Origin of the sequence: Pseudomonas sp. 5P_3.1_Bac2, assembly GCF_025465995.1 — a bacterium.
In the GTDB taxonomy this organism is placed as follows: Bacteria; Pseudomonadota; Gammaproteobacteria; order Pseudomonadales; family Pseudomonadaceae; genus Aquipseudomonas.
Map to the genome: position 1 here is coordinate 103,353 of NZ_JANLNY010000022.1, position 17,191 is coordinate 120,543.

Genomic DNA, 17,191 nt, shown 5'->3' on the forward strand with positions numbered 1-17,191 from the left:
CTACCGTGGTCTGAATACCCCCATGGTTCAGGACACAATCCTGGGCTGTGGTTTGAACTCTGCCTTATCCAGGAGCGCTCCATGCCCGATCTATCCCAACAATTCGCCAGTGATAACTACTCCGGTATCTGCCCGGAGGCCTGGCAGGCCATGGCCGAGGCCAATCAGGGCCATCAACGGGCGTATGGCGATGATGAATGGACGGCCCGCGCGGCGGATCATTTCCGCCAGCTGTTTAACACCGATTGTGAAGTGTTCTTTGCCTTTAACGGCACCGCTGCCAACTCCCTGGCCCTGGCCTCTTTGGGCCAGAGCTACCACAGCGTGATCTGTTCCGAGACGGCCCACGTTGAGACCGACGAATGCGGTGCGCCGGAGTTCTTTTCCAACGGCTCCAAGCTGCTGTTGGCGAAGACCGAGAACGGCAAGCTGACGCCGCAGGCGATCCGCGAAATTGCCCTGAAACGCCAAGACATTCACTATCCCAAACCGCGTGTCGTGACCATCACCCAAGCCACTGAAGTGGGTACCGTGTATACGCCGGCCGAAGTACGGGCGATCAGCGCGGTGTGCAAGGAGCTGGGCCTGCGTCTGCATATGGATGGCGCGCGCTTCTCCAATGCCTGTGCCTTTCTCGGCTGCACGCCGGCTGAGCTGACCTGGCAGGCCGGGGTGGATGTGCTGTGCTTTGGCGGCACCAAAAACGGCATGGCGGTGGGTGAGGCGATTTTGTTCTTTAACAAAGACCTGGCCGAAGACTTCGATTACCGCTGCAAGCAGGCCGGTCAGTTGGCGTCGAAGATGCGCTATCTGTCGGCGCCCTGGGTCGGCATTCTGCAAGGCGATGCCTGGCTGCGTTACGCCCAGCACGCCAACCGCTGCGCCCGTTTGCTGGCGGAACTGGTAGCCGATGTTCCGGGGGTCAGTTTGATGTTCCCGGTTGAGGCCAACGGTGTGTTCTTGCAACTGTCTGAGCCGGCGCTGGAGATTCTGCGCAGTAAAGACTGGCGCTTTTACACCTTTATCGGCGCCGGTGGCGCACGCTTCATGTGCTCGTGGGACACCGACGAGCAGCGCGTACGCCAATTGGCGGCGGACATCCGTTTGGCGATGAACGCTTAAGCGTTCAGTTAAACCGGGCGCGGTACCAAGGCCGGCAATAAGGTGCGCGAAATCGCCTCGCGCACTGCCGGTAAGAGGGTCGCGCTACCACCGAGCAATTCCTCCACCAACTTGCGCAGCACCTGTGCCCGCTCGGGGCTTAAGCCACTGACAGCATAGTCACAGGCTTGCTCGGCGCTGACCCCGGGCGGCACGGCAAAGCCCAGGGCGACGAGGCGCTCGCGCAGGTCTTCTTGATCGATCAACTCGGCATGCATCATGCTCAATCCCTCACTTAATGACCGTCACGCTAAAGCGGACCTTAGCGCAGTACGCCCTCTTCGATTAACACTTTAAGAATCGCCTCAGCGCCTTGAGCCGGGCTCAAGTCTTTCAGCACCTGACCACTGCCGCCACTGGCTTTGGCGGTGGCAGCGCGCATGCGCTCGGCGCCGGTTTTCGCCTTGATCAGCTTAAGCCGCTTCGGCCTGGGTTTAGCCGTTTGCAGTTGCGCGTGACTGAATAACTCATCACTCACTACCTGCACGTCACTGGCCTTCAGCACGCCACGCTGCGCCGGGCCATAAGCACTTTGCCGGGCCACCGGGGCGGCGTTATCAACACTGGCCACAAACGGCAGCGGCACCTGCAAACGCCGCCGTTGACCGCGCGGTAAGGCTTGCAGCACTTGCGCGACACCCTGCTCAACCTGCTCTACCGCCGCCAACCCGACCACCAAGGGCCAGCCCAATTCTTGCGCCAGCAGGTAGGGCAACATCCCTGAACCTTCGCCGGTTTCCGCCTGGCTGCCCGTCAGCACCAGTTGCACATCGCTGGCGGCCAAATAGTCACTGAGTACGGGTAGCGCATCGGCCTGCGCCGGTTGTTCGAGCACTTGGATTTGCTCCAGACCCATGCCCAGATAAGCGCGCAACGCCTCAGCCTGGGGATCACCCGCGTGCAGCACTTGCAGGCGCTCCCCAGCCAGACGCAGGCCCAGCTCCACCGCGCGGGCATCCTGCTCGGCGCGGCGGGCGCGACCGGAGCTGGGGTGAGCACCGATGGAAACCAATGCCACAGTGTTGAGCGTGCTGGTTGGCGGGTTAAGCGGCGGCACGGGCACCTCCCTGACGATAAGCCTGTACTTGCTCGATCAGCGCTTGCAGGATCGCGCTGCTGTCGCCAATAACAGCGAGATCGGCACGTTTGATCATGTCGCAACCGGGGTCGAGATTAATCACCACGACCTTGTCGCAGGCGCCAATGCCTTGCAGGTGTTGGACCGCCCCGGAAATACCCACGGCCAGATACACCCGCGCCGTGACCCAAGTACCGGTGGCGCCAACTTGCCGTGGGCGCGGCATATGGCCATCGTCCACAGCTACCCGTGAGGCGCCTTCGGTGGCGCCGAGCACGCTGGCGGCCTCATGGAACAACGGCCAATCGCGCACGCCATTGCCGCCGCTGAGAATAAACTCGGCCTCGGCCAACGGCGTTTGCGCCGGATCGACCGCCACCGCGCCCAGATCGACGATGACAGCAGAGCGCGGCAGTATGGCGGCCTCCAGCTCCAGCGCCAGCACCTCGTGGCGGGTTTCGCTGACCGGCTGGGCACATTCGGCGCAGGCCAAGATAATCCGCCGCAGCGGTTGCAGCAGGTCTTGCTGGCCGGCCCCGGCGCGACCACTTAACTGCTCGCCCTGCACCTGCCACACCCGCGTTGCCGGACGCTCCCCGAGGCTGGCAGCTAAGCGCCGGCCCAACTCGCCACCGGCGCTGCGACTATCCGGCAGCAGCCAGTGGTGCGGCTGTAATTGCTGATCGAGTTGGCGCAGTGCCTCTACCCGCACTTCCGGGCAATAGCCGTGATAGGCGTCTTGGTTGAGATGCAGCAAGCGGTCGACGCCATTGAGCGCCAACGCGGTTTCCTTGTGCTCAGCGAAGATCACCGCCAGCACCGCGCCGGCGCTGCCTGCCAATTGCCGGGCCAGGCCGAGTAGATCTTTATCGTGGCTGCTTAAGCGGCCGCCAGGCATATCCGGCACCACAGCAATATAAAACGCCGGTTGCGCCACCCGGTGCAGAGGTAACTGCAGCGCTTCGTCACTTACAGACTGCGCGTTAAAGCCGGCTTGCTGCTGGCCGCTACGGTCGATGCGCTTGATCCCGTTCGGGCCGATAAAGCCGGCGGCATGGGGATTTTTGCGCAGCACGCCGTTGGCTCCCAGCCAGCTCTCTGCCTGCGGCTGTAGAGCGGCATGCAGCGGATGCAAACGGTTACGGGCGATCCACAGCGCCCGCGGGTCACGACGAATCAACTGACTCATAGCTGCGCCTCCAACACCGCGGCTTCGACCGGCGCCGGCTTGGCCGTGCTGGCCGGTGCGAGTTCCAGTAAACACTCGGCCACCAGCTCGGCAATATCTTTAACTTGCGGACGCGGCCCCACCACACCCTCCAGCATCAGGGTGCACTGCGGGCAACCGACGGCCACCACTTCAGCACCGGTATCTTGAATATCGGCCATGCGCATATCGGGGATGCGCTGTTTGCCAGGAACATCGGTGATCGGCGCACCGCCGCCACCGCCGCAGCAACGCGAGCGATAGCCTGAGCGCTGCATCTCTTTCACCTCAATCCCCAAGGCCTTAAGCACCGCGCGCGGCGCCTCGTACTCGCCGTTGTAACGGCCCAGATAGCAGGGGTCGTGATAGGTCAGGCTAAGGCCGTTTGCGCGGCCCAAGGGCAAGCGTTTAGCGCTGATCAGTTGCTGTAGGTAACTGCTGTGATGCAGCACTTGATAGCGTCCGCCCAGCTCCGGGTATTCGTTTTTCAGCACATGAAAACTGTGCGGATCACAGGTGACGATACGCTCAAAGCGGTACTGGTTAAGCGTGGCGATATTGCGCTTGGCCAGGCTCTGGAAGGTGGCTTCATCGCCCAAACGACGAGCCACGTCGCCACTGTCGCGCTCCTCCAGACCGAGCACGGCGAAGTCCACCTGCGCCGCCTTCAGCACTTTGACAAAAGCCCGCAAGCTGCGCTGATTACGCATATCAAAGGCACCATCACCGACCCAGAACAACACCTCGACCTGTGGCTTGTCGGCCATCAGCGGCAGGTTAAGGTCCGCCGCCCAGTTCAGCCGGCCACCGGGGGCAAAGCCGCCGGGGTTGTCGGTGGCGATCAGGTTATCCAGCACCTCGGCGCCCTTGTTCGGCGTGGCGCCGTATTCCAGAGTGAGATGACGACGCATATCGACGATGGCATCGACATGTTCAATCATCATCGGGCATTCCTCGACGCAGGCGCGGCAGGTGGTGCAGGACCACAGGGTGTCGGCGTCGACCAGCGCCGTGCCTTGCCGCGCGACGATGGGCAGATGGAGGCCGCCGCTGTGCTCGCCAAGGGGCCTGCCCTTGCCGTCAGGGGATGGATAGGGCGACCCAGCAAAATTCGCGTCGTTGCCGCCGGCCAAGCCTGTGACCATGTCTTGGATCAGTTTTTTCGGGTTGAGCGGCTGGCCGGCAGCAAAGGCCGGGCACATGGCTTCGCACTTGCCGCACTGCACGCAGGCGTCGAAGCCGAGCAGTTGGTTCCAGGTGAAATCGCTGGGTTTACCCACGCCCAAAGGTGCGCTCGGGTCGCTTAGGTCGAGGGCCTTAAGACCTGTGGAGCGGCCACCGGCAAAGCGTTCGCTGCGGCGATGCCAGGCCAGATGCAGGGCCCCGGCAAAGGCATGCTTCATCGGCCCGCCCCAGGTCATGCCGAAGAACAGCTCCGACACACCACAGGCCACACCAATGGCAAGCACCAACGCCAGCAGCCAACCGCCGAAGCCTTCCGGCAGAATCCCGGCCACCGGCAGCGTGGCGATAAAGAAGCTGCCGGCAAACAGCAGCAGGCTTTTCGGCAGGCGCATCCACGGGCCTTTGGACAGCCGCGTGGGAGGATTCAACCGGCGTTTGGCGACAAACAACGCACCGCCAAACATCAGTGCGCAGGCAACCAGCAAGGCAATGCCGAGGATTTGGCTCTGCAGGCCAAAGCCATGCACGAGAAGCGCCAGCAGCGCCGCCAGCACAAAACCACCGGCCGTGGCCACATGGGTCTTGGACATGTATGGATCGCGTTCGACCACATGGTGCAGATCGACCAGATAACGCCGTGGCATGGCCAATAAGCCGCCCAGCCAATCAACCGCAGCCGGCCGGCCTTGGCGCCACAAGGCAAAGCGTTTCAGCGCGCCGAAGATGGCCAGCAACAACGCCGTAAACAGCAGGATTGGCAAAATAACGCTCAGCATGACCATCCTCGTTTGATAAATCGTTGTGGGTATGGCCTTGGCCATGCACCGTTTTTCAAATCGCGTGGCAACTGGGTGGATGGGTGAAGCGTCATCCACCCTACAAGCCAACCCGCCGGGTGCATGGCCTTGGCCATGCACCATTTTTCAAACCGCGTGGCACCTTGGTGGATGGCTGAAGCGTCATCCACCCTACACAGCCAACCCGTAGGGTGTATGGCCCTGGCCATGCACCACTACCCAAACCGCGCGACACCTGGGTGGATGGGTGAAGCGTCATCCACCCTACAAGCCAACCCGTAGGGTGCATGGCCCTGGCCATGCACCACTACCCAAACCGCGTGGCACCTTGGTGGATGGATGAAGCGTCATCCACCCTACAAAGCTAACCCGTAGGGTGTATGGCCCTGGCCATGCACCACTATCCAAACCGCGCAGCGCCGTAGCGATCAGAAGTCCTTACACAGGCGCAAAGCGTCGTAGATCGCGGCGTGGGTGTTGCGTTGGGCCACGCAGTCGCCGATGCGGAACAACAGGTAGCCGTCACCAGGTTCACTCAGGCACGGCTGCGGCTGGATCGCGAACAGCGCATCCACATCAATCTGGCCCTTATTGCGTGAGCCCTGCTTGAGCGCGTAATACAGGCTCTCGTCGGGGCGCACGCCGTTTTCCACCACCACTTGATCGACCACCCGCTCTTCGCGGGCGCCGGTGTATTCGTTTTCCAACACGGCCACCAGCTTGTCGCCCTCGCGGTAGACCTTCTCCAGCATCAGGTCGCCGGTCATGATCACTTCTTTGGGATAGAGGCTGCGGTAGTACGTCGGGAAGCTGGTGCCGCCGATGGCCACGCCGGGCTTGATGTCGTCGGTGACGATCTCCACCTTGGCACCCTTCTCGGCCATAAAGTCGGCCACCGACATGCCGGTAAACTCACAGATGGTGTCGTAAACCAGCACGTTGCCGCCCGGCGCCACCTTGCCGTCGAGCACGTCCCAACTGCTGACCACTAAGCCGTCGGCAGCGCCCCAATGTTCGTTCTGCTCGATAAAGGCATGGCCGCCGTTAGCCAGCACCACGATGTCCGGTTTGAGCGCCAGAATGCCCTCGGCATCCGCCGCCGTGAGCAAGCGCAGGTCAATGTTCAATCGCGCCAGCTCCAGCTGATACCAACGGGTGATGCCGGCCATTTGATCGCGCTGCGGGGCTTTCGCGGCTAAAGAAATCTGCCCGCCGAGGCTGTCCTTTTTCTCCAGCAGGATCACTTCATGACCGCGCTCGGCGGCCACCCGCGCGCCCTCCATGCCAGCCGGACCGCCACCGACCACCACCACGCGGCGCTTAGGCCCGCTGGACTTTTCGATGATATGCGGCAGGCCCATATATTCGCGGCTGGTGGCGGCGTTCTGGATGCACAACACATCCAAGCCTTGGTACTGACGGTCGATGCAGTAGTTGGCGCCGACACATTGTTTGATCTGATCGACCTGGCCCATTTTGATCTTGGCGATCAGGTGCGGATCGGCAATATGCGCGCGGGTCATGCCGACCATATCCACATAGCCGCCTTCAAGAATGCGCGAGGCCTGATTGGGGTCTTTGATGTTCTGCGCGTGCAGCACCGGCACCTTGACCACTTCCTTGATCCCCGCTGCCAGGTGCAGGAACGGCTCCGGCGGAAAGCTCATATTGGGGATGACGTTGGCCAGGGTGTTGTGGGTGTCGCAACCGGAACCGACCACGCCGATAAAGTCGAGCATGCCGGTGCCGTCGTAATAGGCGGCGATCTGCTTCATATCGTCGTGGGACAAGCCATCGGGGTGGAACTCGTCGCCACAGATACGCATGCCGACACAGAAGTCCGCGCCCACTTCGGCGCGCACCGCCTTGAGTACTTCGAGGCCGAATTTCATCCGCCCCTCAAAGCTGCCGCCCCACTCATCGCTGCGCTTGTTGACCCGCGGCGACCAGAACTGGTCGATCATATGCTGGTGCACGGCGGACAGCTCAATGCCGTCCAACCCGCCTTCCTTGGCCCGGCGTGCGGCCTGGGCGTAGTTGCCGATCACCCGCCAGATTTCTTCCACCTCGATGGTTTTGCAGGTGGCCCGATGCACCGGCTCGCGGATGCCGGACGGTGACATCAAGGTCGGCCAGTTAAAGCCATCCCAACGCGAGCGCCGGCCCATGTGGGTAATCTGAATCATGATCTTGGCGCCGTGCTTGTGCATGGCGTTGGCCAGATTCTGAAAATGCGGAATGATGCGGTCAGTGGCCAGATTGACCGAGCTCCACCACTGCTGCGGACTGTCGATCGCCACCACCGAGGAGCCGCCGCAGATGGCCAGGCCAATACCGCCCTTGGCCTTCTCTTCGTAGTACTTCACGTAGCGCTCAGTGGTCATGCCGCCATCGGTGGCGTACACCTCGGCATGGGCGGTGCTGAGCACGCGGTTGCGGATGGTCAGTTTGCCGATTTGGATCGGCTGAAACATAGCCTCGAAAGCCATTGGGGCACCCTCTAAAAACGACTGCGTTCGCTACGTTTTCAATCACGAATGAATGGATTTTTTAGATCGGTTTAACGATAAACAGGCCATCGTCGTGACCCTCTTCGGAGCCGCCATACACTTGCTCGGCCACGGTGCGCAGACTGCTGCCACGGGCGGCCAGAACCTGGTCCATGGCGCCGGCAAACCAGCCGGTAAACATGTAGTCGACCTTGCGCCCGCACTTGCCGTACACATACACAAAAGCCGAGTGTTTGAGGCGCACGCTGGCGGTACCTTGCTCAAGGTCGATGGCTTCGATCCCGAACAAACCCCAGCCGCGTTGCGACAGACGCTTCATGTAGTGCTCGAACACCGCCACGCCTTCGATGCCGTGGCACTCGGCTTCTTTTTCGCACCAGTGCCAGGCCGATTTGTAGCCGGCTTTATAAAGAATCTCGGCATAGGCTTCGGCGCCCAGAACCTCTTCGATACCCATATGGTTATTGACGAAAAAGTGCCGGGGCACATACAGCATGGGCAGCGCATCGGTGGTCCAGACGCCGGTTTCGCTGTCCACTTCAATCGGCAGTTCGGGGGCGTGTTTGGCCATGGGTGCAGACTCCAAAAAGCTCATCAGTGGTTGAACACACGGCCTAGCAACCGCATGCAAAAAAATCGTTTTACCTAGGGTGGACGACGCTTTGCCCGGCCACCGTTAAGGCGTCTCGCGGTGCCCCTTGGTGGATGAAAAGAACGTCATCCACCCTACAAGTCCTACCGCGTCAGCCGATCCGTAGGGTGGACGGCGCTTTGCCCGTCCACCGTTAAGGCGTCTCGCAATGCCATTGGTGGATGAAAAGAGCGTCATCCACCCTACAAGTCCTACCGCGTCAGCCGATCCGTACGACGCTTTACCCGTCCACCGCTAAGGCATCTCGCGGTGCCCCCTGGTGGATGAAAAGAGCGTCCTCCACCCTACAAGTCCTACCGCGTCAGCCGATCCGTAGGGTGGACGACGCTTCACCCGGCCACCGTTAAGGCGTTTCGCGATGCCCCTTGGTGGATAAAAAGATCGTCATCCACCCTACAAGTCCTACCCCGTCAGCCGATCCGACGACGCTTTACCCGGCCACCGTTAAGGCGTTTCGCAGTGCCCCTTGGTGGATGAACAGAGCGTCCTCCACCCTACAAGTCCTACCGCGTCAGCCGATCCGTAGGGTGGCCGACGCTTTACCCGGCCACCGTTAAGGCGTCTCGCGATGCCCCTTGGTGGATGAAAAGAGCGTCATCCACCCTACAAGTCCTACCGCGTCAGCCGATCCGTAGGGTGGACGACGCTTTACCCGGCCACCGTTAAGGCGTTTCGCGATGCCCCTTGGTGGATGAAAAGAGCGTCATCCACCCTACAAAGTCCTACCGCTCAGCCGATCCGTAGGGTGGACGACGCTTTACCCGTCCACCGTTAAGGCGTTTCGCGATGCCCCTTGGTGGATGAAAAGAGCGTCATCCACCCTACAAAGTCCTACCGCTCAGCCGACCCGTAGGGTGGACGACGCTTTTCCCGGCCACCGTTAAGGCATCTCGCGGTGCCCCTTGGTGGATGAAAAGAGCGTCATCCACCCTACAAAGCCCTAACGCGTCACCCGATCCGTAGGGTGGACGACGTTTTACCCGGCCACCGTTAAGGCGTCTCGCGATGCCCCTTGGTGGATGAAAAGAGCGTCATCCACCCTACAAGTCCTACCGCTCAGCCGATCCGTAGGGTGGACGGCGCTTTACCCGGCCACCGTTAAGGCGTCTCGCGATGCCCCTTGGTGGATGAAAAGAGCGTCATCCACCCTACAAGTCCTACCGCTCAGCCGATCCGTAGGGTGGGCGACGCTTCACCCGCCCACCGTTAAGGCGTTTCGCGATGCCATTGGTGGATGAAAAGAGCGTCATCCACCCTACAAGTCCTACCGCGTCAGCCGATCCGACGGCGCTTTACCCGGCCACCGTTAAGGCGTCTCGCGGTGCCCCTTGGTGGATGAAAAGAACGTCATCCACCCTACAAGTCCTACCCCGTCAGCCACCCTACGCAGCCCAGCGGCATTGCCTTACTCGTGCCAAACATCGGCAAGCACCCTGACCCAGTTTTCGCCCATGATCTTGCGCACCACGCTTTCGCTGTGGCCGCGCTTAAGCAGGGTTTCGGTGAGGTTGGGGAATTCGCCGACGGTGCGGATGCCCAGCGGGTTGATGATCTTGCCGAAGCTGGTCAGACGGCGGGCATAGCCCTTGTCGTGGGTCAGATATTCGAAGAAGTCCTGACCATGGCCCTGGGTGAAATCGGTGCCGATACCGATGGCGTCTTCGCCGACGATATTCATGGTGTATTCGATGGCTTCGGCGTAATCGTCGATGGTCGAATCGATGCCCTTGGCCAAGAACGGCGCAAACATGGTGACGCCGACGAAACCGCCGTGGTCGGCAATAAACTTAAGCTCGGCATCGGACTTATTGCGCGGGTGCTCTTTAAGCCCCGAAGGCAGGCAATGGGAGTAGCACACCGGCTTTTTCGATTCGAGGATGACCTCCTCCGAAGTCTTCGAGCCGACGTGGGACAGGTCGCACATCACCCCTACGCGGTTCATCTCGGCGACGATCTCGCGGCCAAACCCGGACAGCCCACCGTCGCGCTCGTAGCAGCCGGTGCCCACCAGGTTTTGCGTGTTGTAGCACATCTGCACGATGCCCACGCCGAGCTGCTTGAAGATCTCCACATAGCCCAGTTGGTCTTCATAGGCATGGGCGTTTTGAAAGCCAAACAGAATGCCGGTTTTGCCCAGTTCCTTAGCCTGGCGGATGTCGGCGGTAGTGCGCACCGGCATGACTAAATCGCTGTTGTCGCGGATCAGCTTTTGGCTGGCGACGATGCTATTAACCGTGGCCTGAAAGCCCTCCCACACCGACACCGTGCAGTTGGCTGCGGTGAGCCCTCCCTTGCGCATGTCCTCAAACAGCTCGCGGCTCCACTTGGCGATAATCAGCCCGTCGATCACGATGCTGTCGGCGTGTACTTGTGCTGGGTTCATGGGCTCTCCCCTGGCCTGACTGGCGCGCTGAACCTTGTGCCAGCGCTTTGAGGTGAGCATATCCCCGGCCTGCCTAAGGCCCGGGCGCAAAAGCGACTGAGGGATTGCCGAAAACGTCAATTGCCACGTCGCCTTTACTCAGCCCGGCGCACATAAATGCCGGGCAAAAAAAACCTCTGCCAGAAGCTCTGACAGAGGTAAGGGAGCCGTAACACTCTCAATGCTTAAGGTTGGCCATCTGCAATTTAACCGTTGCAAGCTGAACCTAAGCTGTCCGACGCGCCGCCAGCAGGCTGTAGAGGCTCAGGCCGAGCAGCAACACTAGACTCAGGCTCATCTCAACCCCCGACCTGGCGCAGATAGGGCGCAGGCGTGGCGCCTAGATTGTTGAGCATGCGTTCGCTGTACCAGTCGAGGAAGTTGATCACGCCAAACTCATAGGTTTGCGAGTACGGCCCAGGCTGGTAGGCCACGGAATTGATACCGCGCTGGTTTTCTTCAGCCAGCTGGCGGTCTTGCATATTGGTCGCGTCCCACACTTGGCGCAGGCGCTCGACGTCGTAATCGACACCTTCGACGGCATCCTTATGCACCAGCCATTTGGTGCTCACCATGGTTTCCTGGGCGCTGAGCGGCCATACGGTGAAGACGATCAGGTGATCGCCCATGCAGTGGTTCCATGAGTGCGGCAGATGGAGGATGCGCATGGAGCCCAAGTCCGGATCGGTGATGCGCCCCATCAGCTTGTTGCTGCCCGGCTTGCCATCCATGGTCATGGACACCGTGCCCTTGAGCAGGGGCATGCGCACGATGCGGTTACGCAGGCCAAAGCTGGCATGGGCGTAAGGAATATTGTCGCGATCCCAGCGGCTGGTGCATTCCGCCACCTGATCTTTAAAGGCCTGGGTGGCGCGTGGATCGGTCACATCATCCCATTCCAGCAAGGTATTCAACAGTTCAGGGTGCGAGCCGTTGCAGTGGTAGCACTCGCGGTTGTTTTCTATCACCAACTTCCAGTTGGCTTTTTCCACCAGGGTGGTTTGCACCGCCACCTTGGCATTCTCCATGTCGTAGGGCTCCATGTAGTGCGTAAGCGTCGCCAGGAAGTCGTCGATGGCCGGGGGATTTTCCGCCAGGGAGATAAAGATGTAACCGCCGGCGACTTTGCACTGCACGGGCTTGAGGTGGTAATCGCTGAGCTTGAACTCGGCGCCCATCTCGCTGCCGGCAAACAGCAGGCGGCCATCCAGCTCGTAGGTCCATTGGTGATAGGGGCAGACCAGCTTGGCCACCTTGCCCTTGTCGCTGGTGCACAGGCGCGAGCCGCGATGGCGGCAGACGTTATGGAAGGCGTGCACACTGCCCTCAGCGCCGCGTACCACCATGACCGGGTTGGCGCCGACTTGCAGGGTGAGGAAATTGCCCTTGCTGGGGATTTCGCAGATCATCCCGGCGATCAGCCATTCCTTACTGAAGATTTCCTGCATATCCAGTTGGAACAAGCGCTCATCGTTGTAGAACGGCTGCGGCAGCGAGAAGGTGCGCTCGCGGCTGTGCAGCATTTGCGCCGTGGCCTGGCGGGCGGCGGCCAATGGGTCGCCGAGGGATAAGGGGGTCGTGACGTCCATCGTGCTCTCCTCAACCTGCTCGCCATTCAAGCAGGAGCAATGCGGTGGTTATCTGCGCAGCCGTGCTGCTGACCGCGCGGTGGCGCAAGGCTGCCGACGCTGCAATGGCTCTGGCCGGCTATAGTCGTTGCCCAGAGTGTGGCTGCGCGGCAGGGCGAATCCTTAGCTATGCGCGACATGCGAACGTCCGTTTCCGACGCTGCAGGCCAGCGCCCACGGGCAAGGTCGCGATAAGCATGGAAATGTCGTGGATGGACAAATAGCCCGCTGCCGCCATGCGCACAATCCAGCCATCCGTCCACGCTGTTGCTGATCGCGAGAAATCTGCATGTCGAACGACTTTTTCAATCCCGTCACCACCCAAACCTGGAGCAACGGTCGCCACTTGGTGCGCTGCGTTAAGGTCATCGAAGAAACCTGGGATGTGCGCACCTTTTGCTTTATGGCCGACCAGCCCCTGATGTTCTTCTTTAAGCCGGGCCAGTTCGTCACCCTGGAGCTGGAGATCAACGGCGCGCCGGTGATGCGCTCGTACACCATCTCCAGCTCACCGTCGTTGCCCTATAGCTTCTCCATCACCATCAAGCGCGTATCCGGTGGAGTGGTCTCCAACTGGCTGCATGACAACCTGCAAGCCGGCCAGGAGCTGGCCGTGCATGGCCCGGTGGGACTGTTTAATGCCATCGACTTTCCGGCAGAAAAAGTCCTGCTGCTCAGCGGCGGCGTTGGCATTACCCCGGTGATGTCGATGGCGCGCTGGTTCTACGACACCAACGCCAATGTCGACATGGTGTTCGTGCACAGTGCGCGCTCGCCAAAGGACATCATCTATCACCGCGAGCTGGAGCAAATGGCCGCGCGGGTGGATAACTTCAGCCTGCATCTGGTCTGTGAAAAGCACGGCCTGGGCGAGCCCTGGTCCGGTTATCGCGGCTATCTCAACCAAGCCATGCTGCAGCTGATGGCGCCGGACTATCTGCAACGGGAAATCTTCTGCTGCGGGCCCACGCCGTATATGGCTGCGGTCAAACGCTTGCTGCAAGAACAAGGTTTCGACATGGCTCACTACCATGAGGAAGCCTTTGGCGCGACGCCGGCTGAGGTGCGCGCCGAGGTCAAAGAGCTGGCCGCCGAAGCCGCCGAGGCGCCGCCCGTGCCCATGGCCGAGCAGCATCAGGTGAGTTTTATCAGCACCGGCAAAAGCATCCATGTCAGCCCCGGCGAAACCGTACACGGCGCCGCCGCCAAGCTCGGCCTGCATATCCCTAAAGCCTGCGGCATGGGCATTTGCGGCACCTGCAAGGTGCTCAAAACTGGCGGCGAAGTGCAGATGGAACACAACGGCGGGATCACCGATGAGGACCTCGCCGACGGCTATATCCTCGCCTGTTGCAGCGTGCCGCAAAGCGACGTGAGCATCGACTTCTAAAGCGTCTTACCCCGCGCAGGCTGAGCGGTCAGTCCTGCGCCGTGCGCAGCCGTGGGTGGATCAGCACCGCAAGGGCGAGCACGCTGGCGAGGACGATGATCAGGGCGCAAAACAGCTCCACAGCCAGGTCCAGCCCCCAGTGGTCGGCGATCCAGCCCATGGCCAACATCGGCACAATGGCGCCGACATAACCGATCACCCAATAAGTGGCGAGCATGCCAGCGCGATTGTCCGGCCGCGCCAGCCGCGTAACCATGCTGCTGCCCGCCAACATGCTCATGCCATGGCCGGTGGCGGCCAGCAGCACGCCCAAGGCAAACACCACGGCCGAGCCTAGGTTCAGGTTGAGGATCATCAGGGCGTTGCTGATCGCCAGCGCCAGCAAGCCCCAAAAGCCGTTGAGGTGGATATGCAGACGCCGCGAGAGGATTTGCACGCCCGCTGAGGCCAGCAGGATCAAGGCAATCGCCGCACCGCCCACCACTGGCCCGTGCCAGCTGACCATCTTGTTTAAAAACAGCGGCGCCATGGCGGCATACAAGCCAAACACGCCAAAAGCTAAAAACGGCAGGCCGCAGGTCAGGGTAAAGGCGCCGCTGTCAGTACGCGCAGGCCAGGTCAGACGCGGCAGTAAATAGGCCAGCCAGCGCCACAGCTTAGCGGCCTCGGCCTGACGCGGCGGCGGCGCGAAGTTCTGCTGCCACAGGCCCCATACGGCCAGGCTACCCAACAGCAGAACCGGCAGATAAGCCGTGTGCAGCGGCGCCGGCGCCCACTGCCCCATAATCCCGCCGAGCAGCGGGCCCATGCCAAAACCAAAGGCGATCAGCACGCTGCTGAGCATGGCCACGCGTTGCAAACCATCCTTGGGACTCATCAGCGTGAGCCCCATGGACCCCGACGTGGTGATCAGGCTGGCGGCCACACCGACGATAAAACGCCCGATGATCAAGCTCGACAGGTTCCAGGCCAATACAGTCAGTAGCGTGCCGCCCAGCATCAGGACTAAGCCTGCGAGCATCACCCGGGCAAAACCCAGCTGATCCGACAGGCGCCCGAGCATCAGCAAGCTGCCCAGGGCGCCGCACATATACACCACGTAAATCAGCGATACCTGACTCACCGGCAAGCTCCACAAGCTTTGGTAGAGCGGGTATAGCGGGCTGATCAAGGCCGTGCTCATACCGCCGACGACCATGGTAAAACTCACCCAGAATGCGGGTGAACCTGGCAATTTCATGGGGCTATCCGTCTACTGCTGCAAGGGTCGATGGGCCAGCTAGAGCTGGGTAAAACGCTGGTTGATTTTGCTCAGGGCACGCCGGGTGACCGCTAATTCTTCGGCGCTTAAGTCCGCCAAAATCATCTGCTCAATCTGCAGGCTTTTTTCCACGATGACCTGCGCCGTGGCCAGGCCTTCGGCGGTCAGCGAATAACACTTGGCGCGGCGGTCGTGGCCGTCGTACTGCCACTGCAACAGGCCACGCTCGACTAACTGCGCCAGTACCCGCACCAAGGATGAAGTATCCAAGCCCAAGGCTTCGGCTAAGTCTTTCTGCCGTAGCGGTTGCCCATGGTCATACAGCGCCAGCAACGGCGTGCGCGTGGCGTCGGTAAGATCCAGTTGCTTGAAGTGTAGTTCGACCTGACGTCGCCATTGCCGGTAGACCCCCGCGACCAGCAGGCCAAAACGGCTGCGGGCGCGGCTGTCGAAAGAGTCACTGGCTTCAGAAGATATAGTTTGCATACAAACTATTCTTAGACACTGGCCACAAAATGGTCAATGGCTAAATGCGCGCCGCTACCGGCCAGTTCAGCTGGCCGGCTGTGGGGCGTTACAGGCGCACGCTGGCGAAGGTCGACTCGCCTTGGGCACGGTTCAGCGCTGCCAGCGCGGCGGAGTTGTTGCTGCGCGCCAGATCCTCCGGCAGCGGCATCAACACCACGTTGTAACCTTGCTGACCGGCACGCTCATCACGCGGCGGAATACCGAAATACTCGCGGTAGCACTTGGAGAAATGCGGGGTGGAAACAAAGCCGCAAACCGAGGCCACTTCAATGATCGACATGCTGGTTTGCTTGAGCAATTGGCGCGCGCGAATCAAGCGCAGCTTCAGGTAGTAGCGCGACGGCGAGCAGTGCAGGTACTTCTGAAACAGGCGCTCAAGCTGACGCCGCGACACGTCCACATACAGCGCCAGCTGGTCGAGGTCGATGGGCTCCTCCAGATTGGCTTCCATCAGCGCGACGATTTCCTGCAACTTCGGCTGATTGGTGCCGAGCATGTGTTTGAGCGGCACGCGCTGGTGGTCTTGTTCGTTGCGGATGCGTTCGTAGATAAACATCTCCGAAATCGCAGCGGCCAGTTCACGGCCATGCTCACGGCCGATGGTGTGCAGCATCATATCCATCGGTGCAGTACCGCCGGAGCTGGTGTGGCGATTGCGGTCGATGGAGAACAAGCGGGTACTGACCCCGGCGCGGGGAAAGGCTTCCTGCATCGCGGCCAAGCACTCCCAATGCACGCTGCATTCATAGCCATCGAGCAGCCCGGCCTTGGCCAGCGCCCAACTGCCAGTGCACACCGCGCCCAACTGGGCACCGTGGCGCGCCTGAGCTTGCAGCCACTGCAGGTGTTCACGCGTAACGCTGTGCTGGATGTCCACCCCGCCGCAGACGATCACGCCATCCAAGCGCGGCGCGCAGGCCATGCTGGCATCCGGGGTGATCTGCAAACCGTCACTGGCACACACCGGCTGACCGCTCTGAGTCAGGGTGTGCCAACGGTAGAGTTCTTTGCCGGACAACTGATTGGCCATGCGCAGCGGTTCGACCGCCGACGCGAGGGAAATCAAGGTGAAGTTGTCCAGCAATAAGAAGCCAATGGTTTGAACGCTGCTGGGCGGTTGCGCGCCGTGGCTGAAATGGTTCATCTGGGGCATTCCTCACGCGAAGCATCGCAGTATGACGAGTCTCTGGGGCTGGACTCGTCTCTTGTTTTATTAACGGCTTAACGCCGTACTGCAGTGCCTAACGCAAAGGCCGTGCCTAAATTGATCAGACGTTCAATTATAAATTTAGCGGTCAGCAACCCCGATGCCTTCTAGTGCATTTAATTCTAGGCTTATACCCACAAGCCACGCGCCATCCACGCCTGTGCA

Annotated in this window: 13 protein-coding genes; 2 read left to right on the forward strand and 11 right to left on the reverse strand. The window is 60.9% G+C overall.

The window, feature by feature from the left end; translation table 11 throughout:
* Nucleotides 1–81: 81 nt before the first annotated feature.
* Entirely contained in the window at nt 82–1,122 is a 1,041-nt protein-coding gene (locus NTD81_RS11895; RefSeq protein ID WP_262182601.1) for a low specificity L-threonine aldolase, read from the forward strand.
* An 8-nt stretch (nt 1,123–1,130) separates the two neighbouring features.
* Here the strand turns inward: NTD81_RS11895 and NTD81_RS11900 are convergent, their stop codons facing one another.
* The 8 genes from NTD81_RS11900 to gbcA all read right to left on the reverse strand — a co-directional run bounded on the left by NTD81_RS11900 (nt 1,131) and on the right by gbcA (nt 12,601).
* Nucleotides 1,131–1,382, reverse strand: a complete 252-nt coding sequence (locus NTD81_RS11900; RefSeq protein ID WP_262182602.1) for a hypothetical protein — start codon at nt 1,380–1,382, stop codon at nt 1,131–1,133.
* A gap of 41 nt (nt 1,383–1,423) precedes the next feature.
* Nucleotides 1,424–2,218: an electron transfer flavoprotein subunit beta gene (locus NTD81_RS11905; protein WP_262182603.1), complete on the reverse strand. Its 795-nt coding sequence runs from the start codon at nt 2,216–2,218 to the stop codon at nt 1,424–1,426.
* A complete protein-coding gene (locus tag NTD81_RS11910; protein ID WP_262182604.1) occupies nt 2,205–3,428 on the reverse strand; it encodes an electron transfer flavoprotein subunit alpha/FixB family protein in 1,224 nt (407 codons plus the stop codon). The genes NTD81_RS11905 and NTD81_RS11910 overlap by 14 nt, the downstream gene beginning before the upstream one ends.
* A complete protein-coding gene (dgcB, locus tag NTD81_RS11915; RefSeq protein ID WP_262182605.1) occupies nt 3,425–5,407 on the reverse strand; it encodes a dimethylglycine demethylation protein DgcB in 1,983 nt (660 codons plus the stop codon). The genes NTD81_RS11910 and dgcB overlap by 4 nt, the downstream gene beginning before the upstream one ends.
* 449 nt (nt 5,408–5,856) lie before the next feature.
* A complete protein-coding gene (gene dgcA / locus NTD81_RS11920; RefSeq protein WP_262182607.1) occupies nt 5,857–7,917 on the reverse strand; it encodes a dimethylglycine demethylation protein DgcA in 2,061 nt (686 codons plus the stop codon).
* Nucleotides 7,918–7,978: 61 nt separating this feature from the next.
* Complete coding sequence (locus NTD81_RS11925; RefSeq protein WP_262182608.1) at nt 7,979–8,509, reverse strand: DUF5943 domain-containing protein; 531 nt, start codon at nt 8,507–8,509, stop codon at nt 7,979–7,981.
* A 1,486-nt stretch (nt 8,510–9,995) separates the two neighbouring features.
* Nucleotides 9,996–10,973 (reverse strand): dipeptidase, encoded by a 978-nt coding sequence (locus tag NTD81_RS11930; protein WP_262182609.1) that lies wholly within the window; start codon nt 10,971–10,973, stop codon nt 9,996–9,998.
* Between the two features lie 338 nt (nt 10,974–11,311).
* On the reverse strand, nt 11,312–12,601 hold the full coding sequence (gene gbcA, locus NTD81_RS11935) for a glycine-betaine demethylase subunit GbcA (RefSeq protein ID WP_262182612.1): 1,290 nt from the start codon (nt 12,599–12,601) through the stop codon (nt 11,312–11,314).
* A 328-nt stretch (nt 12,602–12,929) separates the two neighbouring features.
* Here gbcA and gbcB point away from each other — a divergent pair, with 328 nt between their 5' ends.
* A complete protein-coding gene (gbcB, locus tag NTD81_RS11940) occupies nt 12,930–14,030 on the forward strand; it encodes a glycine-betaine demethylase subunit GbcB (protein WP_262182615.1) in 1,101 nt (366 codons plus the stop codon).
* A gap of 28 nt (nt 14,031–14,058) precedes the next feature.
* Here the strand turns inward: gbcB and NTD81_RS11945 are convergent, their stop codons facing one another.
* The 3 genes from NTD81_RS11945 to NTD81_RS11955 form a co-directional block, all read right to left on the reverse strand.
* A complete protein-coding gene (locus NTD81_RS11945) occupies nt 14,059–15,270 on the reverse strand; it encodes an MFS transporter (protein WP_262182616.1) in 1,212 nt (403 codons plus the stop codon).
* Nucleotides 15,271–15,309: 39 nt separating this feature from the next.
* Nucleotides 15,310–15,777 carry a MarR family winged helix-turn-helix transcriptional regulator gene (locus NTD81_RS11950; RefSeq protein ID WP_262182618.1) on the reverse strand — a complete coding sequence of 156 codons (468 nt, stop codon included), beginning with the start codon at nt 15,775–15,777 and terminating at the stop codon, nt 15,310–15,312.
* An 88-nt stretch (nt 15,778–15,865) separates the two neighbouring features.
* Nucleotides 15,866–16,963, reverse strand: a complete 1,098-nt coding sequence (locus tag NTD81_RS11955) for a GlxA family transcriptional regulator (protein WP_262182619.1) — start codon at nt 16,961–16,963, stop codon at nt 15,866–15,868.
* Nucleotides 16,964–17,191 lie beyond the last annotated feature (228 nt).